18 protein-coding genes are annotated in these 18261 nt (G+C 66.4%); 6 read left to right on the top strand and 12 right to left on the bottom strand.

What is annotated here, in order from left to right:
* The first annotated feature begins 113 nt into the window (after positions 1 to 113).
* A complete protein-coding gene (gene msrA, locus ACIP1U_RS04185) occupies positions 114 to 656 on the top strand; it encodes a peptide-methionine (S)-S-oxide reductase MsrA (RefSeq protein WP_400312155.1) in 543 nt (180 codons plus the stop codon).
* A gap of 7 nt (positions 657 to 663) precedes the next feature.
* Here the strand turns inward: msrA and ACIP1U_RS04180 are convergent, their stop codons facing one another.
* The 5 genes from ACIP1U_RS04180 to ACIP1U_RS04160 all read right to left on the bottom strand — a co-directional run bounded on the left by ACIP1U_RS04180 (position 664) and on the right by ACIP1U_RS04160 (position 7855).
* A complete protein-coding gene (locus ACIP1U_RS04180) occupies positions 664 to 1731 on the bottom strand; it encodes a DUF72 domain-containing protein (protein ID WP_400312153.1) in 1068 nt (355 codons plus the stop codon).
* Positions 1732 to 1746: 15 nt separating this feature from the next.
* A complete protein-coding gene (locus ACIP1U_RS04175; RefSeq protein WP_400312151.1) occupies positions 1747 to 2988 on the bottom strand; it encodes a class I SAM-dependent methyltransferase in 1242 nt (413 codons plus the stop codon).
* A 212-nt stretch (positions 2989 to 3200) separates the two neighbouring features.
* Positions 3201 to 3839: a pyridoxamine 5'-phosphate oxidase gene (gene pdxH, locus ACIP1U_RS04170; RefSeq protein ID WP_400312149.1), complete on the bottom strand. Its 639-nt coding sequence runs from the start codon at positions 3837 to 3839 to the stop codon at positions 3201 to 3203.
* Between the two features lie 159 nt (positions 3840 to 3998).
* Complete coding sequence (locus ACIP1U_RS04165; RefSeq protein ID WP_400312148.1) at positions 3999 to 5189, bottom strand: MFS transporter; 1191 nt, start codon at positions 5187 to 5189, stop codon at positions 3999 to 4001.
* A gap of 326 nt (positions 5190 to 5515) precedes the next feature.
* On the bottom strand, positions 5516 to 7855 hold the full coding sequence (locus tag ACIP1U_RS04160) for an AsmA family protein (RefSeq protein WP_400312146.1): 2340 nt from the start codon (positions 7853 to 7855) through the stop codon (positions 5516 to 5518).
* Between the two features lie 237 nt (positions 7856 to 8092).
* On the opposite strand from ACIP1U_RS04160, the gene tcdA reads away from it, so the two are divergent.
* Positions 8093 to 8986, top strand: a complete 894-nt coding sequence (gene tcdA, locus ACIP1U_RS04155) for a tRNA cyclic N6-threonylcarbamoyladenosine(37) synthase TcdA (RefSeq protein WP_400312144.1) — start codon at positions 8093 to 8095, stop codon at positions 8984 to 8986.
* Between the two features lie 28 nt (positions 8987 to 9014).
* On the opposite strand, the gene ACIP1U_RS04150 is transcribed toward tcdA, so the two are convergent.
* Positions 9015 to 9593 (bottom strand): AAA family ATPase, encoded by a 579-nt coding sequence (locus ACIP1U_RS04150; protein ID WP_400312142.1) that lies wholly within the window; start codon positions 9591 to 9593, stop codon positions 9015 to 9017.
* A 123-nt stretch (positions 9594 to 9716) separates the two neighbouring features.
* Here ACIP1U_RS04150 and ACIP1U_RS04145 point away from each other — a divergent pair, with 123 nt between their 5' ends.
* Positions 9717 to 10157, top strand: coding sequence for a bacteriohemerythrin (locus ACIP1U_RS04145; RefSeq protein ID WP_400312140.1), 441 nt, complete (start codon positions 9717 to 9719; stop codon positions 10155 to 10157).
* A gap of 32 nt (positions 10158 to 10189) precedes the next feature.
* Here the strand turns inward: ACIP1U_RS04145 and ACIP1U_RS04140 are convergent, their stop codons facing one another.
* Both ACIP1U_RS04140 and trxA read right to left on the bottom strand, forming a co-directional pair.
* Positions 10190 to 10567 (bottom strand): cupin domain-containing protein, encoded by a 378-nt coding sequence (locus ACIP1U_RS04140; RefSeq protein WP_400312138.1) that lies wholly within the window; start codon positions 10565 to 10567, stop codon positions 10190 to 10192.
* A 17-nt stretch (positions 10568 to 10584) separates the two neighbouring features.
* Positions 10585 to 11430: a thioredoxin gene (gene trxA, locus ACIP1U_RS04135; RefSeq protein WP_400312136.1), complete on the bottom strand. Its 846-nt coding sequence runs from the start codon at positions 11428 to 11430 to the stop codon at positions 10585 to 10587.
* Between the two features lie 188 nt (positions 11431 to 11618).
* Between trxA and ACIP1U_RS04130 the strand changes: the two genes are divergently transcribed.
* Positions 11619 to 13313, top strand: a complete 1695-nt coding sequence (locus ACIP1U_RS04130; RefSeq protein WP_400312134.1) for a long-chain fatty acid--CoA ligase — start codon at positions 11619 to 11621, stop codon at positions 13311 to 13313.
* Between the two features lie 252 nt (positions 13314 to 13565).
* Here ACIP1U_RS04130 and ACIP1U_RS04125 read toward each other — a convergent pair whose 3' ends face one another.
* Both ACIP1U_RS04125 and ACIP1U_RS04120 read right to left on the bottom strand, forming a co-directional pair.
* Positions 13566 to 14363, bottom strand: a complete 798-nt coding sequence (locus tag ACIP1U_RS04125; protein ID WP_400312132.1) for an ankyrin repeat domain-containing protein — start codon at positions 14361 to 14363, stop codon at positions 13566 to 13568.
* A gap of 17 nt (positions 14364 to 14380) precedes the next feature.
* Positions 14381 to 15172, bottom strand: a complete 792-nt coding sequence (locus ACIP1U_RS04120) for a gamma-glutamylcyclotransferase (RefSeq protein WP_400312130.1) — start codon at positions 15170 to 15172, stop codon at positions 14381 to 14383.
* A 268-nt stretch (positions 15173 to 15440) separates the two neighbouring features.
* Here ACIP1U_RS04120 and ACIP1U_RS04115 point away from each other — a divergent pair, with 268 nt between their 5' ends.
* Complete coding sequence (locus ACIP1U_RS04115; RefSeq protein ID WP_400312128.1) at positions 15441 to 15761, top strand: hypothetical protein; 321 nt, start codon at positions 15441 to 15443, stop codon at positions 15759 to 15761.
* 72 nt (positions 15762 to 15833) lie between these two features.
* Here ACIP1U_RS04115 and ACIP1U_RS04110 read toward each other — a convergent pair whose 3' ends face one another.
* Together ACIP1U_RS04110 and ACIP1U_RS04105 are read right to left on the bottom strand one after the other, a co-directional pair.
* Positions 15834 to 16181: an FKBP-type peptidyl-prolyl cis-trans isomerase gene (locus tag ACIP1U_RS04110; protein WP_018008195.1), complete on the bottom strand. Its 348-nt coding sequence runs from the start codon at positions 16179 to 16181 to the stop codon at positions 15834 to 15836.
* A 73-nt stretch (positions 16182 to 16254) separates the two neighbouring features.
* Entirely contained in the window at positions 16255 to 16803 is a 549-nt protein-coding gene (locus tag ACIP1U_RS04105) for a YaeQ family protein (RefSeq protein ID WP_400312124.1), read from the bottom strand.
* 337 nt (positions 16804 to 17140) lie between these two features.
* Here ACIP1U_RS04105 and ACIP1U_RS04100 point away from each other — a divergent pair, with 337 nt between their 5' ends.
* Complete coding sequence (locus ACIP1U_RS04100) at positions 17141 to 18091, top strand: helix-turn-helix domain-containing protein (protein WP_400312122.1); 951 nt, start codon at positions 17141 to 17143, stop codon at positions 18089 to 18091.
* The last annotated feature ends 170 nt before the right edge of the window (positions 18092 to 18261 follow it).

The raw sequence follows: 18261 nt of genomic DNA, 5'->3' as shown, positions 1-18261 counted from the left end.
GGCAGTCCGGCCGCATGGCCGATGCACGCGCGCCCGTCTGCGCTTATGCTTGAGGTCCGTGACACCGGACACAATCAAGACATAGACATATGCCAGGCAAGGGAGCGGCGCACATGGAACATCGATTCGAAACGGCCACGCTGGGCGGGGGGTGCTTCTGGTGCCTGGAGGCGGTCTACCAGCAGGTCAAGGGGGTGGTCGCGGTGGAGTCGGGCTATACCGGCGGCCATGTGGATCACCCGACCTACCAGCAGGTGTGCGAAGGCGATACCGGCCATGCCGAAGTGGTGCGCGTCACCTTCGACCCGTCGGTAATCACGTTCCGCGAGATCGTCGAGATCTTCTTTGCCATCCACGACCCGACCACGCCAGACCGGCAGGGCAACGACGTCGGGCCGCAGTACCGCTCGGTGATCTTCACGCATTCGGAAGCGCAGCGCGCCGTCGCCGAGTACGTGATGCGCGAGCTGGCCGCGGCCAAGGTCTACGATGCCCCGATCGTCACCCAGGTCGAGCCCGAGCAGCCGTACTGGCGCGCGGAGGAGGGCCACCAGAACTACTTCCAGGACCACCCGAGCCAGGGCTACTGCGCCTTCGTGATCTCGCCCAAGCTGGCCAAGTTCCGCAAGCAGTTCGCCGCCAAGCTGCGGCTGTAGCCGACGCCTACAGCCGTGCGGCGATAGCCTCGGCGAGCCGCACGATGCTTAGCGGCGCGCAGCCTTCGGCATTGTTGCTGACGATGACGATGGCGGGCTGGCCGGCGCGCAGGGTGCGCGCCACAACGCCGGCGATGGCGTCGCGCGTGCCGGGATCGTCATCGACGATGCGGTCGAACGGCGTGTACAGCTTCTCGGCATACGCGTATGGCCGGCCCGCATGCAGCATCCAGCGCAGCAGCAGCGGCCCTGGGCCGGTTTCATCCATCAAGGCTTGCGCCGCGGCCTGGCGCGGCACCGCCGGCAGGCGGTCGCGCGCCGACAGGCAGAAGCGCGCGCCGTGGCGGCGCAGCAGCCTGATATAGCGCGGCGTCAGCAGCGCCGGGTCGCGCAGCTCGACGGCATAGCAGGCATGCGGCGTGATGGACGGATCCAGCGGCGGCAGCGCGCCCAGGAACGCGTCGAACCGCTCCAGGAACGTGCCGCTGTCCGCCAGGCTGCCCATCGGCGACAGCTGGAACAGCAGCGGCCCGCATTTGCTGCCGAGGCCGGCGGTGGCCGGGGCGATGAAGTCGCGCACCGCGATCTCCGCGTCCAGGAACGCCGCATTGGCGAGCCGGCCGGCGCCATCCGAGCCGCGCAGCCAGGCGTCGCAGACGCTGGCTGGCGCCTTGACCACGAAGCGGAAGCCGTCCGGCACTTGCGCCGCGTACGAAAGGTAGTCCGCCAGCGGGATCGGCCCGTAGAAGCCGCGATCGATCCCCGCCGCGCGCAACAGCGGATGGCGCGAGTACGCGGCCAGTCCCTTGCGCGACAGCACGCTGTCACCGTACTCGCCGTCGTAGACCAGCTTGTTCCAGCCGGGGTACGCCCACGACGAGGTGCCGAAGTAAAGGTTGGCGGGCAGGCGCGCCGACAGCGCGCGCAATGCCTCGTCCACCGTCGCGGGTCGCACGCCCTGGGCACGGACGGACTTTGCGGGAGGGGCGGAAGGGATGCCGCCCGCGCCCCCGGACGGGGCGGGGCCTTGTTGCGGGACGGGCAGGGGCAGCCCGCCAAAGAGGTCTTCGGTCAATCGGTTCGGTATCGTTCAGTCGTTGCGCCCGATGGGCTGCTCATAGATATAGCGGCGCGACCACGGCACCGTGCCCGACGACATCCCGGCCTTGTGGCAGACCACCTGGTAGATCGACATCTTGTCGGTCTCGAAGGCATGAGAGCAGCCGGCCAGGTACACGCGCCAGATGCGGTACTTCTTCTCGCCAACCATATCGCGGATGGTATCGCCCTTCGCCTCGAAATTATCGGCCCAATGGCGCAGCGTCTGCGCGTAGTGGCGGCGCAGCAGTTCCACGTCGAACGCTTCCAGGCCGCCTTGCTCCAATGTCTTCAGCACCAGCCCGATGTGCGGCAGTTCTCCTTGCGGGAACACGTAGCGGTCCATGAACTCGGCGCCGTCCATCGGCGTCTGGCCGTTGTCGGGATCGGGCGAGGTGATGCCGTGGTTCATCGCGTAGCCGTCATCGGCCAGCAGATCGTGCATGCGGCGGAAATACCCGATCAGGTTGTCCTTGCCCACGTGCTCGAACATGCCGACGCTGGTGATGCGGTCGAAGGTGCCGGTGGTGTCGCGGTAATCCTGCAGCCGGATCTCGATGCGGTCGGACAGCCCTGCCGCCTTGACGCGCTCGCTGGCCAGGTCGAACTGGTTCTGCGACAGCGTGATGCCCACGCAGCGCGCCCCGTATTTCTGCGCGGCGCGCAGCACCAGCGCGCCCCAGCCGCAGCCGATATCCAGCAGCGTCTGCCCGGGCTGCAGCCGGATCTTGGTCAGGATATGGTCGATCTTCTTCAACTGCGCGGTGGCCAGGTCCTCGTCGCCGTTCTCGAAATAGGCGCACGAATACACCATGTTGGGATCGAGCCAGAGCTTGTAGAAGTCGTTGGAGACGTCGTAGTGATACTGGATCGACTTCTTGTCTTCCTGCTTGGTGTGCGAGAAGTGGTGCGCCACCTTGGCCAGCGCGCCGCCGGCCCGCCGCTTGGCGGCCGCCGACAGGCCGTAGCCGACCTTGATGATGTCGGCCAGCCTGCCGTCAAAGTCGATCTTGCCCTGCACGTAGGCCTCGCCCAGGTTGTCCAGGCTTGGCGTCAGCAGCAGCGGCAGTGCCGCGGCCTCGCGCACGGTCAGCGTGACCTGCGGCTTGTCGAAATGGCCAAGGGCATATTCGGTGCCATTCCACAGGCGCAAGCAGACCGGCAGATTGGCATTGTCACGCAGGTCGGCGATCCAGTTGTCGAGTTGCTTTTCCAGGGCTTGCTTGAAAAACATGCGCTTTACCTCCCGATGGTTGCGGCACACGCTCGACCAGATTCTCTGGGCACGGCAGGTACTGCCCCGAGCCTTGACCCGAGTCCGTCGCGAGCGCTTGCATATAATCACCAAGCGACGCCAGTCACACTTTAGTCGAATTCTGCGGGCAGTGCAGCGCACCCTCGTGAAGGCCCCGGGACAGACCCTTTCGGACCCCCGCGTCCAGCGCGTCAGGGCGACAGGCGCACGATCTGCCAGGCGCCGCCCGGGTGAACGCGATACACAATACGGTCATGCAGGCGCGACGGACGCCCCTGCCAGAACTCCAGTGCGGTCGGCACCAACCGGTAGCCGCCCCAGTGCGGCGGGCGCGGCGGGTTGTCGCCGAACTTGCTGCGGTATTCCAGCTCGCGCTGCTCCAGCACGTTGCGCCCGGGCACTTCGCGGCTTTGTTCGGAAGCCCACGCGCCCACGCGCGAGCCGAGGGGGCGCGAGGCGAAATAGGCATCGCTCTCGTCGTCGGCAACTTTTTCGACAATGCCTTCCACGCGCACCTGGCGCTCCAGCTGCACCCAGTGGAACAGCAGCGCGGCGCGCGGGTTTGCCGCCAGGTCCAACCCCTTGCGGCTCTCGTAGTTGGTGAAGAAGGTGAAGCCGCGGTCGTCGATGCCCTTGAGCAGTACGATGCGCGCGGAGGGCTGGCCATCGGCGCCGACGGTGGCCAGCGTCATGGCATTGGGTTCGGGCAGCTTGGCCGTGACCGCCTCGTCGAACCAGCGCTTGAACTGGCTCATCGGGTCGGGGGCCACGTCTGTTTCGGACAGCGAGCCCAGGACATAGGTACGGCGGAGGTCGGCGAGTTGAGTCATGTCGCAATCATCAGAGAATCGGTCGGGATGCGCGGCGAGCCCGGGGGCGAGGGCGCAGGTCCGGCTGATTCGAGTATAGCGAATGCTTCGGGGGGCGCATTTGCGCGCCGCCAAGGCGTGCCGGCCGCGCCACAACGGGCAGGGGCGCGCGCCGGTGGTCTACGCCGGTGGCAGCGCCCTGCGTCCCTGGCGCCGCGAGTAGTAGCCGGCCACGCCCATTGCCCCGGCCATCGACAGGAAGATCGGCAGCATGCCGAGCGCCGTGCCGACCACGCCGAAGGTCAGCGGCCACACCACCTGGCTGGTATTGAGCACCGCCGACCGCAGGCCCAGCGCCTCGCCGGCGCGTCCATGCGGTGACACGGTGTGCAGGATGTTCATGACATTGGGCTGCGCACTGCCCAGCGCCAGCCCGAGGACGAAGGCCAGCCCGCACATCAGCCAGAAGTGCGTGACGAACGGGTAGACCAGGTAGGCCAGCGCGCCCACCAGCAGTGCGGTGCGGATGATCTTCCACTCCGACAGGCGGCGCGACACCACCGGCATCGCCACGCGGATGAGCAGGGTCGCCATGGCAAAGGCGCCCAGCACCCAGCCGATCGACGAGGGCGACAGCCCGACGCGCGAGCCCTGGATCGGGATCAGGAAGGCATGCAGGTCCCAGGCCGCCGACAACACCGCGCTGGCGATAAAGACGGCGCGCAACTCGGGATGCTGCAGCAGGTCCAGCGTGGAACGGCGGCTGCCGTCCTCGATAGCGATGCGGCCGGCATTGCCCCCCTGCGCCGGCAGCCGCGGGCGCACCCACTGCAGGCCGGCCTGGCCGACCAGCGCCACCGCGACCAGCACAGCAAAGGCGGGCCGGAAGCCGGCATGCTCGATGACATAGCCCATCGCCACCGGTCCCAGGGTGCCCGACACCGACAGCCCGAGCGCGTGCCAGGTGTAGTTGCGCAGCCGTGTGTCGTTGGTCGAGATCTGGCCGATCAGCAGCTGCATTGCCACCTGGACCAGCATGAAGCCCACGCCGATCAGCGCGCACGACAGGTACAGCGCATCCAGTGCATGCCACACCGCGGGCAGCAGCGTGCCGGCCACTACCATCAGCGAGCCGGCAGTCATCGGCTTGCGCGGGCCAATCTCATCGATGCGCTTGCCGGCGCGGATGGCCAGCAACATCGGCAGCAGCGCATACAGCGACATCAGCACGCCGAGCGTGACGGTGGAAGCCTTGAGGGAAATCGCGAACAGCGACACCACCACGCGGCTGGCGTTGAATGCCACGTGGTTGCACACCGTCAGCGCGATCAGCCAGGTGATCGGCGGGACGGCGGCGTGCGGCAGCGACATGGGGGCGGACGAGTGGTGTCGTGGGACCGCGCTCGCGGGTGGCCGGCGGCCATGCCGAGGCGGGCAGCAAAACGGAAACAAAGGGCGGCCGCAGCCGCGCCTTCCGAAAGATGCGAACGGGCGAGCCCGCATCGCATCCGATGCTTGCCATGCTTAAGTTTCTTGTAAATGGCCGTTTAATTATGCGCCGCATGTGGGCGAGTTACAACGGCAATCTGAGATGGGATGTCGCAGCTGGCGGAAGTGTTGCGGTTACGCTTCAGACAATGGAAGACATGTCGCCACGTGGCGACACTCCCGGCGAGGCGCCGGGAGTGCCCGTCGGCTCAACCGCCCTTGTACAGCGTCGCGTCGTTGTCCGGGCCCACTGGCTTGCGCACTTCGCGCTCGGCCGGACGTGCGGGGCGGCCGGCCTGCGCCTCGGCCTGTGCGGCGGTGCCGGGGGTTTCCTTCGGGATCGGCTTGCCGGCGGTCATGCCCGCAGTGCCGCCTGCCTTGGGATCCCTATAGGTCTTGCCGGGAGGCGGCGCGACCGGGCGCTTGCGCAGGTCAGCCAGCAGTGCGGCGCATTTGTTGCTGTCGCCGCCGGGCGACAGGTCCACCAGCGGCAGCACCGCGGTGGCGACCGGCGCGAGCAACGCCAGCGACAGCGCGCCGCCGGCGCGTAGCGCCAGCACACCGATGTCAGGGCTGACGGTCGGCTTCTTCATGGTTCCGCCCACGTACAGCGGCGAGCGCAGGGAAAAGATGCGCAGGCCCTTGGAGTCCGGGTGGATGGTCAGTGCCAGCCGCTCGTTGCGCAGGTCGATGCCGCCGGTGGTCTCGATGACTGCATCGTCGGTATCCAGCACGAAGGTGCGAGCGCGGGCGATGCCGTCGGTAAAGGCAAAGTCGCTGACGCCGCAGTTGATCTGCACCGGCTTGTCGCCGAACAGCTTGTTGATGACGAGGCTGCCAACGTTCAGGCCGATCGCTTCCAGGATGAACTTGCTGACCGTGCCGTTCTCCACCAGCAGCTTGGCCTCGCCGTTGGACGATCCCAGCAGCGCCCCGACCGAATTGCCGGTGGCCGACAGCCTGGCGCTGCCGTTCAGCTCACCGATGCTGGCGCGCATCAGGTCGACCGTGGGAAACAGCTGCTTGAGTTTCATATGGCGCGCGGTCATGTCGACCACCGCGCCCATCGGCTCGCGCTTGCCGTCCAGGCGCACGGTCGACACCAGGTTGCCGCCGGCTACGCCGAAGTTGAGCGGATCGAGCAGCAGCACGCCGTCCTGCATCTTCAGGTGCGTGACCAGGTTGGTGATGGGCAGCTCCGCGTCGCGGATGATGCGCTTGCCGGTAAAGTGGACGTCGGCATCGATCTCGTCCCAGCGTTCGGTACGGAACGGCGCCACCGGCAGTGCCTTGTCGGGTGGTTGCCGCACCGCGCTGTCCTTGGCCGGGCGCCCGGGCTTGGCGTCGGCGCCGATCAGCGGCGCCAGGTCGACGAAGCGCAGCTGGTTCGACAGCAGGGTGCCGGCCAGCAGCGGGCGCGGCTCGCGCTTGGTGAAGGTCAGCGTGCCGGACAGGTCGCTGCCACCGACACGGCCAGTGAATTTCTGGTACTCGTAGATCGAGCCTTCCTTGCGCAGCGTGGCCATCAGCCGGCCGCGGGTTTCATAAGGCGGGGTAGACGGCAGCACCACGCCTGTGAGCGCATACAGCTTGGCCATGCTGTCGCCGGCCAGCGTCAGGTGGACGTCGACCGCGGCCAGGTGGGCGGGGTTGGTCACGGTGCCTTCGATGACCGCGCGGGTGGTGCCCACGCGCACATCGGCCAGGAACGGGAAGGGCACATTGGTATTGCGCAAGCTCAGCACGGTGCCAGCCTTGCCGCTGGCATTGATGGTGGCATCGTTGTAGCGGCCGGTGGCTTTCCAGCGCAAGCCATAGCGGTCGTTGCCGGCGGAGGCCGAGGCGGGCGGCCCCGATGCAGAGGGGGCTGAGGCGGATGGGGCAGACGGCGCGGATGCCGCCGCCGCGCTGGCGGGCGGCCCGGGCGGCACGGCAGACGCCTGCGGCCCGACCAGCGCGCCGTCGCGCGCCTTGTCATAGAGCGGGTTGTCGCCGATCGTGTCGAGCTGGGCCTGCAACTCGATCTTCTTCAACTGGTCGGACAGCGCCAGGTTGCCGCGCGCCAGTACTACCTCGCCAATATCCAGCTCCCATTTCGACGGGCCTTTCTTGGGGCCGAACTCGAGCGTCCAGTTGTTGCGCGAATCGGCCAGCCGCTCCAGCCATACCGCCGGGCTGTCGACGACGATAGTGGGCACGGCGATCTGGTGCGCCAGTAGCGGGATCGGGCGCAGTACGAAGATCAGTTCGCGTACGGTGGCGAGGTGGGGTTGGCTGGCCCAGTCGGTATTGGCGATGGTGATGTCGCGTGCCGACAAGCGCGGCCACGGCACCAGCGTATGCCAGCCGGTCTCGCCCTCGCCGCGACGCCAGGTCACGACAAGGTCGCCGTTGATGGCAAAGGGACGCCCGATGGCCTCGGAAACCTTGTCGTTGAGCCAGGGCTTGACGCGGTTCCAGTCGAAGGTCAGGAACAGGACCACCAGCAGCGCGATCAGCGCGATCGGCGTCAGCACACTCCACAGGACGACCTTGCGGCGCACGGGCATGACGCGGGCTCCTCTATGGCGGGACAGGTCCGCTGGTACCGGCCGGCCCCAAAGGCTTGCCTGGGCTTGCATGGGCTTGCGTGAGGCGGCGAACGGACCACTGCAGGTCTATTGTATAGTTGCGCGCTTCCCGTCTTTGTCGGGGATTGGCTGACATCGCCGCCGGATAATGCCGGATTTTTCTCCCGGCGCAGCCCCGGCCGCGGCCGCCTCGTCCCCACGCTCCGAACCCTCAGCATGAACGATGCCGCACACCCCTTGCCTGGCGACCTCCCCGGTCATCTGCCTGGCCTGCCCGAGCCGCTGACCCACGAAAGCCCGGCCGACGACGACTACCACCGCCGCTTCGGCGGCGTCGCGCGGCTATATGGCGCCGCCGGGCTGGCGCGGCTGGAGGCGGCCCATGTGTGCGTGGTCGGCATCGGCGGCGTGGGCAGCTGGGCCGCCGAGGCGCTGGCGCGCAACGCGGTCGGCAGCATCACGCTGATCGACCTCGACCATATCGCACTGTCCAACACCAACCGGCAGATCCATGCCCTGGGCGAAGCCTACGGGCGCGCCAAGGTCGAGGCCATGGCCGAGCGCATCGTCGCCATCAATCCGCGCTGCCGGGTGACGCAGCTCGACGACTTCGTCACCGTCGACAACGTGCCCGCGATGCTCGGCGCTGGCTATGACTATGTGATCGACGCCATCGACGCGGTGCGGGTCAAGACCGAAATGCTGGGCTGGGCGCGGCGCCAGGGCGTGCCGGTGATTACCTGCGGCGGCGCCGGCGGCCAGCTCGATCCCACGCGCGTGCGCATCGACGACCTCGCGCGGACGATCCAGGACCCGCTGCTGGCCAAGGTGCGCGCCGGGCTGCGCAAACAGTGGGGTTTCACCCGCGACCCCAGGAAAAAGTTCGGCATTGCCGCGGTGTATTCCGACGAACCGCTGCAGTATCCGGAGCCCGAGCAGCAGGCCTGCGAGATCGACGAGGCGCCGCCGCACGATGGGCATGCCGGCCATCCGCCTGCGAACGGGCCGCAGGGGCTGGCTTGTGCGGGCTTCGGCTCGTCGGTGGCGGTGACCGCCGTGTTCGGCTTCGTGGCGGCGTCGGCGGCGATCGGCGCGATCGCGCGCGGCTAAGGTTGCAGAACGATCAGGCGCGCAACGTTCAGGCGCTCAACGCGCGCAGCAGGCCGTCGACCTCGGCCTCGCCCGGCGCCAGGTTGTCGAAGAAGATCAGCTCGGGATATTCGTCCGCGGTCGGCATGAAGCGCCGCGTGCGGTACGCGTCCCAGTGCTTCAGCTTGTAGGCGTCGTTAGGGTTGCCGCGCCGGATGATGCGCGCGTGCGCCTCGTCTTCCGGGAGGTGTACCCAGACGATGCGGACAGTGGTGCCTTGCGGCACCTGCAGCCATTCCGGATCGTTCAGCAGGTGGGCGCGAATCTCGCGCGACAGCGGGCCGATCACCAGCACGCTGATGCCCAGTGCCAGGTTTTCCCGCGCGGTATCGAGCAGGCCCTGGTATTCGGGATCGCGCAGGTGGTCAAGGTAGGCCAGGCTGTCGCGGTCGTTGGGGTCGCCGGTGATGGCGGCCATGGCCGCGGCACTGTAGCGGCCGTACAGCGTGTCCTTGTCGAGCAGGCAGAAGGGCTCGCCGGTGGCCTGCATCAGCGGACCGATCAGGCGGTGGGCGAGGCTGGTCTTGCCGGTGCCGGCGTGGCCGCAGAAGAAGATCAGGCGTGGCATGAGCGATAGACGTGGCGCGCGGAGCGCATACCCCACAGCATACCCGCCCGGCTTGCGCGAGATCAGGTCCGGGCCGCGGCGATTCGGTATCCTTGCTGTTTCCCACGATTGCCGCCGCTCCCCATGGACGCCAAAGACCAGCTCTCCTCCGCCGGCCTGCCCGAAGACCTCCATCTCGGCGAACCGGTCACCGATGCCACCCATGCCGAGTTCGTGCAACTGCTGGCCGCCGTGGCCAGTGCCGAGGATGCCGGCTTCCTGGCCGCCATGGACGAGTGGATCGACCATACGCGCCACCATTTCGCGCAGGAAGAACAGTGGATGGAGGCGATGGGCTTTGGCCCGCGCCATTGCCACGCGGGCGAGCACAAGCAGGTGCTGGCCGTGGCCGTAGCCGTGCGCGACAAGGTCCATGCCGACGGCGAATTCGGGCTGGGCCGCCGGCTGGTTTCCGAGCTGTCAGGCTGGTTCGACCATCACGTCAAGTCGATGGACGCGATGATGGTCGAGCATATGCGCGAGAACGGCTTCACGCTGGTGGAAGGGCCGGCCGCGGCGGCCTGAAGCTCGCCCGAGCCCGTCGAAGCCCGCCGGGCTCAGACAGGCCGCGCCGCGTCGCGGTCGATCACTACGAAAACCTTGCGCACCGGCTCCAGCACCTGGAACAGGCCGGTGAAGCCCGCCGGGATCACGCAGGCATCGCCCGGGCCGAATTCGCGGGCCTCGCCCGCGTCGTCGCTGATGCGGAGGCGGCCGCTGATCACATGGAAGAACTCTTCCTTGCCTGCCGGAAAGGCGATGCGCCACGCGCCAGGCTCACAGGCCCAGATGCCGCAATCGAAATCGCCGTGTTCGGCGCTGTAGTGAGTCCAGGTGGTGCGGTCGGGGTTGCCCGACACCAGCCGGTCGGGCCGTGGGCGGTCGTGGGTCGGGACGGGTTCGGACTTGAAATCGATCAGGCGGGGCGCGGACATGGCGATTGTCTCTCCGCTCAGTTCAACGACGTGCTCAGCTGGCGGCGCCAGCGCGACACCACATCGGGCCGGTCGGCCAGCATCTCGAATACCGACAGCATGGTCTTGCGGCCGATATCGTCCTCGAAGCCGCGGTCGGTGCGCACGATCGCCAGCAGTTGTTCCAGCGCCGGCTCGTATTGCTGGCGTGCGATCATCAGCCGCGCCAGGTCCCGTCGTGCCGCGAGGTCGCGCGGATCGGCGTCGATGCGGCCGGCAAGGGTGGCCTCGTCGGGCAGTCCGGCGGCGTTTTCCATGGCTTCGATGCGCGTGCGCAGTGCGCCGTAGCCATCTTCCTGCTCGGCGCGCGGCGACAGCGCGGCGAATTCAGCCCGGGCCCGGTCGATGGCATTGCCGTCCAGCAGGAAGCCGATATAGGCCAGCCGCGCAGTGTCGGATTCCGGATCCGCGGCAATCGCGTCGGCGAACAGGGTCTCGGCGCCGTCGCGGTTGCCGGCGGCGGCAAGTTCCTGCGCCTCGGCCAGCGGTGACTTGGCCTGGCCCGGTGCCAGCCGGCCCAGGAACTCGCGCAGCCCCGACTCCGGCAGCACGCCGATGAACTGGTCCACGGCCTGACCGTCAGCGATCGCCACCACATGGGGGATGCTGCGCACGCCGAAATGCGCGGCCAGCTCCTGGTTCTCGTCGACATTGACCTTGACCAGTTTCCAGCGGCCTTCCGCTTCCGCCTCCAGCCGTTCCAGCATCGGGCCCAGCGTGCGGCAGGGGCCGCACCAGGGTGCCCAGAAATCGACCAGGACTGGCGCCTGGTGCGAGGCGTCGATCACTTCGGTCTCGAAATTCTGCAGGTTGACGTCGCTCATGAACAATCCAGGAAAGAGGCGTAGGTCGCTCTATTGTGAGGGCGAAGGCGCCAAATACAACCGCTGCGCGCAGCCGCCGCAAACCGGCGTTCGGGAAAGTCATTGGTTGAAAATAGAACGATCGTTCAGTTATAGTCTTTGACCATACCGACAGACCCGGTCCAAGACCGACGCACAGGAGACGTTTCATGCAGAATCCAGCTCGCCCGCATTTCCAGTTCTGGCCAAAGCGCTTGCCGACCGCCATCGTGCTGCCCGAGACGTCGCTCTGGTACAACCTGGAAGTGTCGGCGCTCCGCTATGCGGACAAGGCGGCGATCCGCTATTTCGGCAACGCCATCATCTTCCGCGAGCTGGAAGCGCAGGCCACCGCGCTGGCCGGCTGGCTGCAGCAGAAGGCGGGAGTGAAGAAGGGCGACCGGGTGCTGCTGTACATGCAGAATTGCCCGCAGTTCATCGTCAGCTACTACGCGATCCTGCGCGCCGACGCGGTGGTGGTGCCGGTCAACCCGATGAACCGCGCCGAGGAATTCAAGCACTACGTCACCGATGCGCAGGCGCGCGTGGCGATCTGCACGGCCGACCTGGCCGCCGGCGTGGATCAGGCCGTGGCGGAACTGGCGCCGGCCGAGCGCCTGCAGCACCTGCTGGTGACGCAGTACGCCGACGCGCTGCCGCCCGCGCACGAGCACCCTGAAGACGCGCCGCCCGCTTGGCTGACCACCCCGCACGCGCTGCCCGCCGGCGCGACCCCATGGGCCGAGGCGCTGGGCGCCGGCCTGCAGCCGGGGCCGCATACCGCCGGACCTGACGACATGGCCGTGATGCCATACACCTCAGGCACCACCGGCTTTCCCAAGGGCTGCATCCATACGCACCGCTCGGTCATGCACAACATCGTTGGCGGTGCTACCTGGTCGGGCTCGGGCGCCGAGTCGGTGATCCTGTCGGTGCTGCCCCTCTTCCACGTCACCGGCATGCAGTACGGCATGAACGGCCCGATCTACAGCGGCGCCACCGTGGTGATGCTGCCGCGCTGGGACCGCGAAGTGGCCGGCCGCCTGATCTCGCGCTACCAGGTCACGCACTGGACCAATATCCCGACCATGGTGATCGACTTCCTGGCCAGCCCCAACCTGGCGCAGTTCGACCTGTCGAGCCTGCGCTACATCGGCGGTGGCGGCGCGGCCATGCCGCAGGCCGTGGCCGAGCGCCTGCGCGAGCAGTTCGGGCTGCATTACCTTGAGGGCTACGGCCTGTCCGAGACCATGGCGCCGACGCACAGCAACCCGTCGGACCGGCCCAAGCTGCAGTGCCTGGGCGTGCCGACCTTCAACACCGACGCGCGCGTGATCGACCCGGTCACGCTCAAGGAGCTGCCGCCCAACGAGATCGGCGAGATCATCGTCAGCGGCCCGCAGGTCTTCAAGGGCTACTGGGGCAAGGAAGACGCCACGCGCGAGTCATTCATCGAGTTCGAGGGCAAGACCTTTTTCCGCACCGGCGACCTGGGGCGCATGGACGAGGAGGGCTACTACTTCATCACCGACCGCCTCAAGCGCATGATCAACGCGTCGGGGTTCAAGGTGTGGCCGGCCGAAGTGGAGAACCTGCTGTACAAGCATCCGGACGTGCAGGAGGCCTGCATCATCGGCACGCGCGACCCGTACCGGGGCGAGACCGTCAAGGCGGTGGTGGTGCTGCGCGCCCATGCGAAGGGGAAGACCACGCCGGACGAGATCATCGATTGGGCCAAGGAAAACATGGCCGCGTACAAGTACCCGCGGGTGGTGGAGTTCGTGGACGCGCTGCCCAAGTCGGGGACTGGCAAGGTGATGTGGCGGCAGCTGCAGGAGAGCGAGAACGCGCGGGCGGGCGTCTAGGACGAAAAACGAAGCCAACGGTTTCGGGTGCACCAAAGCCGCTCGAACTAGCCTCAGCAAGGTGTTCTCCCTCTCCCCTCACGGGGAGAGGGCCGGGGTGAGGGGTGGATTAGCGAGGAACCACAAAAAGCAAGGCCAACGGTTTTCTCCAGCATGGTGGCTCCGGCCGGCCCCCGGCCCTCACCCCAACCCTCTCCCGCGCGCGGGAGAGGGAGCACCCAATTGGCATGCGAACCGCCCCGGGGCAAGGGCTTAATGCCCCCGCACCCGCATCAGCATCTTCACCATGGTCTTGTACCCCCGCTCGCGGGCGTGGCGGGTCGGCGTCACGCCTTCGCGGTCGGCCAGGTTGGCGTCGGCGCCGGCATCCAGCAGCAGCTGCACCGTTTCCTCGTAGCGCGTGCTGCCATCGCCGAGCACCACCGCCTCCAGCAGTGCCGTCCAGCCGAGGTTGTTGACGTGGTCGACGGCAATGCCCGCTTTCAGCAGCAGCTTCACCACTTCCACATGGCCCTGCTGGCTCGCGCCGATCAGCGCGGTGCCGTCGTAGCGGTCGGTGCTGGCCAGGTCCGCGCCATGGGCCAGCGCCAGACGGACGATCTCGGCCTGGCCACTGGCAGCGGCCAGCAGGAAGGGACTGTTGGCGTCGGCGTCCTTGTGGTTCACGTCCGCGCCGGCCATCATCAGCATCCGCGCAACATCGACGTGGCGGCTCTGCACGGCGGCCAGCAGCGCGCTGCGCCCGCGTTCGTCGGCTGCGCGCGCGGTGGCGCCTGCGGCCAGCAGGCGTGCCACCAAGTCCTGGTCGCCGATGCTGGCGGCGGTGATCAGATTGCGGTCGAGTGCGCTCAGGCCTTCACTGCGCAGCGGTGCACGCGCCGTGCTGCGCGGCCGCGCGGCGCCGGGCTTGCTGGCCGCGCCGGCCGCGGGCCGTGCGGCCAAAGTCTGGCCGCCCTGCGCCGCCAGCAAGCTGCCCCCGACCAGCAAGCCCATCAGGCCCAGCATCTCATTGAGAGCTTGTCTGCGGCTGCGGGCGGCGGGGCGCGTCATGGCGGGAGCTCCTGGGCTCAGACGGTTTCGCGAGGCAGGGCCGGCAAGGGCGGGGTGTTGTCCGTGCGGATGCCGGCGGTGCCAGCCTTGATGGCGGCACTTTCGGCATCGGCGGCATCGTCCGCCTGGAGCTGACGCCACAGCCGGCCCAGGTAGGGGTCATCGACGCCGTTGGTGGCCAGCCCCAGCAGGGTTTGCTGCAGGTATTCGCGCGCCGGGCCGTACAGTCCGGCGGCGTGGCGCAGCCGCTCGACCACGCTGGTGTCCGGCAGCCGGCCGGCATAGGACTCGTGCGCGCGGTTCATGACGAAGGCCAGGGCGCGTTGCTCCGGCCCCGCGTCGCCATCGCCATGGCCATCGGCGCCGGTGCGGATACGCAGCCAGCGCGGGTGGTACGCGCCCGTCAGCATCTCGCGGCGCCACAGCACGCGGAATTCCTGCTCGACCACGTGGCTTGGGATCCGGAACACCATGCCGTGGCAGCAACCGCCGCGATCCAGGCCCAGCACCAGCCCCGGGTTGTCCCAGGTGCCGCGGTTGATGCGGGAGTAGAGGTAGAAGCCGCGGTGGTAGCCATGCACGGTCGCGCGCCGGCGCTCGGTGTGCACCACCATCGGGTTCCAGATCAGGGAGCCATAGCCGAATACCCAGACATCGCCGCCAAGCGTGGGATCGTCGGGCTTGCAGGCCAGGGCGTCGCAGAGGGACTGCTCCAGCACGTGCTCGGGCAACAGCGAGGACGCGACCGGGGTACTGCACAGCGAGGTGCGCAGCCGGTCGGATTCGAGGTCCTGTCGCGTAATGGCCATGCTGCAAGCATAAATCAAAGCAGCGTCCCGGGCAGGTGGGGGAAATGACACAAGTGCCAGTTTTCCCCGGAAATGTCTGAGCCGGCGGCATCGGTGTGGGCGTTAGGCAACGGTCGCCGGCGCGTGGCGGTCTTGCCACCCGGCGTGATGCCGGGATGGTTGCGTGCCCACGCACGCTTGTCCGCGGTCAGCCCGGGGCGTTTTGCTGGCCCGCGGTGGCAGGCAGTCTTTACAATGGGAGCTTCAATCCGACCAGGAGGAACCTGCGATGGCGCGTACGCTTACGGTGGTGTTCGGCAGCGGCAAGGAGTATGACTTCACGATCGGCACGGACGAGCTGGCCGCGGTCGGCGAGGATGCGGCGTGGCGCTGGTTCGACCGGGAGTACACCGAGCTGGATTGCCAGGCGTCGAGCCCGGTCGGCAAGGTGCTGGTGATCGACAAGATCCTGAATGTCGCCAAGTTTTCCGGAGAATCGCGCTTTTCCAGTGATCCTGCCTGGGCGCAGGACTATGCGCGCCATGCGGCGCGGCTGCTGGACCGCGACAAGGTCCGCGTCGATGTCGGCAATGCCGCCATCGGTTTCTGAGTCTGGTACTGAGGCGCGCGGCGCGCGCCTCATATTGTCGCTCCCGCCCACGCGGGAGCGACGCGGCGGCGATCAGACCGCCAGCAGTTCCACTTCAAACAGCAGCGTCGCGTTCGGCGGGATCACGCCGCCGGCACCGCGCGCACCATAGCCGAGGTCGGCCGGGATCACCAGGCGGCGCACGCCGCCCACCTTCATGCCCTGCACGCCTTCGTCCCAGCCGCGGATCACGTGGCCGGCGCCCAGCGGGAACACGAACGGGTCGTTGCGGTCCTTGCTCGAATCGAACTTGCGGCCGGCCTGGCCGTTCTCGTACAGCCAGCCGGTGTAGTGCACGGTGACGTGCTTGCCGGCGGTGGCTTCGGCGCCGGAGCCGACGGTGGTGTCTTCGTATTGCAGGCCAGAGGGCGTGGTTTGCATGGTGATTTCCTTCCGATGAAAACTGGCAGGGACCAGTCGAGGTGAATCGGGAGCGCGGCGGTGGCCGCCTCGTTCAATCCTGGGCGCGCTGCAGCACGTCCAGTTGCAGTTGCACGTTGCGGTCGTCATCGGCGACCCAGATATCGCCATCCTGGATCGTCACCGACAGACGCATCGCGCGCTGAGCCAGCGCCGCGAGCGCGTCGACCGCTTCCGTCGGGACATTGTAGACGGTGACGTTGCGCAGCTTGCCGGCCTTGCCCGCCATGCCTTTCCACCACTCGCGCGCGCTGGCGCCGTTGTAGGTGTAGACGGTCACGCGCTCGGCGCGGGCAGCCGCGCGCTTCAGGCGCGCTTCGTCGGGCTGGCCCAGTTCGACCCAGTGGGCGATGTCGCCGGTCAGGCGCTTGTCCCACAGGTCTGGCTCATCCGGGTCGTCCAGGCCGCGGGTAAAGGCCAGCGTCTCGGTGGCTTCGCAGGCGAAGGCGAGCACGCGCACCATCATGCGAGCGTCATTCTCGGACGGATGCTGGGCGATGGTGAGGCTGTGGCTGCCGTAATAGGGCCGGTCCATGTCGGAGACGGCCAGCTCGGCTTTGAAGATGGTGGACTTGAGCGCCATGAAGTGAGGTGTGCAGCTGCGTCCGGCGCGGCGGCGCGGATCGCGAAAGGCCGCATCATACGCGATTCGGCGGCGCCGCCGTGCGCGCGTGGGCAGGGCAAAGTGGGTCAGCCGGCACTGGGCTGGCCGGGGACGTCTCTTGGGCGCCTGGCCGACCGTCGAGTGCCTCATGTTCGCCAGCCCCATTGCGTACAGATATCAGTCCAGAATTGACGACCTTCTTCCGAGTAGCTTATGAAGCACATATAATTAACTTTACTAAAGATTTTTGATAAGTTACTTAATTTTTGATATTGTCCTCAAAACTTGATTTGGCATCTGCCCGGAGACTACGGAAATGGATATTGAGGCACTTGTGCGGTTGGTGTTGAAAACCCTCGGCTGCAGCCAAAAGGAACTAGCCGTTCGCGTCGGCGTTTCACCGGCCCAGATTAGCAAATGGAAAAGGGGCGAGCACATGTCGCGCGAAATGGACAAGAAGCTCCGCGGGATAGCAAACATCGGGGATCGGGATCCTTCGTTTGTGCTTTGGGCGGGCTCCCTCGATCAAGCCATAAAGTGGGAACACCTTATAGGTTATCTGGCAGAGGTCGTCCGGGAAAACGCCGAAACAGGATATAACACCTATCCGTTGGAAGACGAGTACGAGCTACTGTGCTCGGATACTATCTATACGCTTAGCGAGATGGGCGTTGTTCCTCCGAAAGAATTTCCCGAGGAGTTGGATGTCGACTACGATGAGATCGATGGTCATGAGCTTTCGGATTTGATTTGTAAGAACCCATATTCCTCGCTCATCTCGGCAATTTATCGGTCGCTTAACGATGTGTACGGTTTTTACGCGGCCTATGTTTCAGAGTTCATGGAAGACCTGGAGCTAGGTTTGACAGACACAGCGGCTTGTGACATTGAGTCGTCTCTGATGGCCCTTGCGGCATGCAAGATTGAGGTCGAGGAAAAGTTTGCGCCGAAGTGCAAAGAGTTCAGATATCGAACTAAGAAGAACTTTGACGAATGGCTCAATATCGTTAAGGAACGAGCTTTTCGGGAGGGAATTCCGTTGCGAGCTGAGCTTCTTGATTTGGTCTATGACTCTCACCAAGTACTCGGGCATGAAGCTGAGGCGGAAAGTCTGGGATTTAATAAGTCGCGCGTACACCCTGATATCTATATGAACGAACTTCTGGTTGGAATGAGGGTAATTCATCAAGTTCTCCCGGCTATTATGAAGAAGCTCGGAATCGATGAAGGCTTTGAGCTTGATGAGTCGTTGCTTCGAATCAGCTAGGGTGCGTGGGCCTATGGGATGGCAGTCTGCCATCCCGACACAATCGACGACTACATAATGTTCTTCGAATACATCGAAGGGGAGTGCTTCATAACCGTGACTCGTCGGGGCGATCAATAATGCTAACACTCTAAGTCACAATTCTATGAAGGGTAACTATGGTTCTGGAA

It is taken from the genome of Cupriavidus sp. NPDC089707, assembly GCF_044748965.1.
Lineage (GTDB): Bacteria > Pseudomonadota > Gammaproteobacteria > Burkholderiales > Burkholderiaceae > Cupriavidus.
The sequence above is the reverse complement of the archived record's forward strand: the minus strand, read 5'-3'. Positions and strand labels throughout refer to the sequence as shown.

Excerpts from the sequence above, each read along its gene's own strand:
- ACIP1U_RS04150 (WP_400312142.1), bottom strand. The coding sequence starts at position 9,593 with ATGCCACGCCTGATCTTCTTCTGCGGCCACGCCGGCACCGGCAAGACC.
- ACIP1U_RS04125 (WP_400312132.1), bottom strand. The coding sequence starts at position 14,363 with ATGACGCGCCCCGCCGCCCGCAGCCGCAGACAAGCTCTCAATGAGATG.
- ACIP1U_RS04160 (WP_400312146.1), bottom strand. The coding sequence starts at position 7,855 with ATGCCCGTGCGCCGCAAGGTCGTCCTGTGGAGTGTGCTGACGCCGATC.
- trxA (WP_400312136.1), bottom strand. The coding sequence starts at position 11,430 with ATGAGCGACGTCAACCTGCAGAATTTCGAGACCGAAGTGATCGACGCC.
- pdxH (WP_400312149.1), bottom strand. The coding sequence starts at position 3,839 with ATGACTCAACTCGCCGACCTCCGCCGTACCTATGTCCTGGGCTCGCTG.
- ACIP1U_RS04140 (WP_400312138.1), bottom strand. The coding sequence starts at position 10,567 with ATGTCCGCGCCCCGCCTGATCGATTTCAAGTCCGAACCCGTCCCGACC.
- msrA (WP_400312155.1), top strand. The coding sequence starts at position 114 with ATGGAACATCGATTCGAAACGGCCACGCTGGGCGGGGGGTGCTTCTGG.
- ACIP1U_RS04165 (WP_400312148.1), bottom strand. The coding sequence starts at position 5,189 with ATGTCGCTGCCGCACGCCGCCGTCCCGCCGATCACCTGGCTGATCGCG.
- ACIP1U_RS04145 (WP_400312140.1), top strand. The coding sequence starts at position 9,717 with ATGGACGCCAAAGACCAGCTCTCCTCCGCCGGCCTGCCCGAAGACCTC.
- ACIP1U_RS04175 (WP_400312151.1), bottom strand. The coding sequence starts at position 2,988 with ATGTTTTTCAAGCAAGCCCTGGAAAAGCAACTCGACAACTGGATCGCC.
- ACIP1U_RS04110 (WP_018008195.1), bottom strand. The coding sequence starts at position 16,181 with ATGCAAACCACGCCCTCTGGCCTGCAATACGAAGACACCACCGTCGGC.
- ACIP1U_RS04115 (WP_400312128.1), top strand. The coding sequence starts at position 15,441 with ATGGCGCGTACGCTTACGGTGGTGTTCGGCAGCGGCAAGGAGTATGAC.
- ACIP1U_RS04105 (WP_400312124.1), bottom strand. The coding sequence starts at position 16,803 with ATGGCGCTCAAGTCCACCATCTTCAAAGCCGAGCTGGCCGTCTCCGAC.
- tcdA (WP_400312144.1), top strand. The coding sequence starts at position 8,093 with ATGAACGATGCCGCACACCCCTTGCCTGGCGACCTCCCCGGTCATCTG.
- ACIP1U_RS04130 (WP_400312134.1), top strand. The coding sequence starts at position 11,619 with ATGCAGAATCCAGCTCGCCCGCATTTCCAGTTCTGGCCAAAGCGCTTG.
- ACIP1U_RS04120 (WP_400312130.1), bottom strand. The coding sequence starts at position 15,172 with ATGGCCATTACGCGACAGGACCTCGAATCCGACCGGCTGCGCACCTCG.
- ACIP1U_RS04100 (WP_400312122.1), top strand. The coding sequence starts at position 17,141 with ATGGATATTGAGGCACTTGTGCGGTTGGTGTTGAAAACCCTCGGCTGC.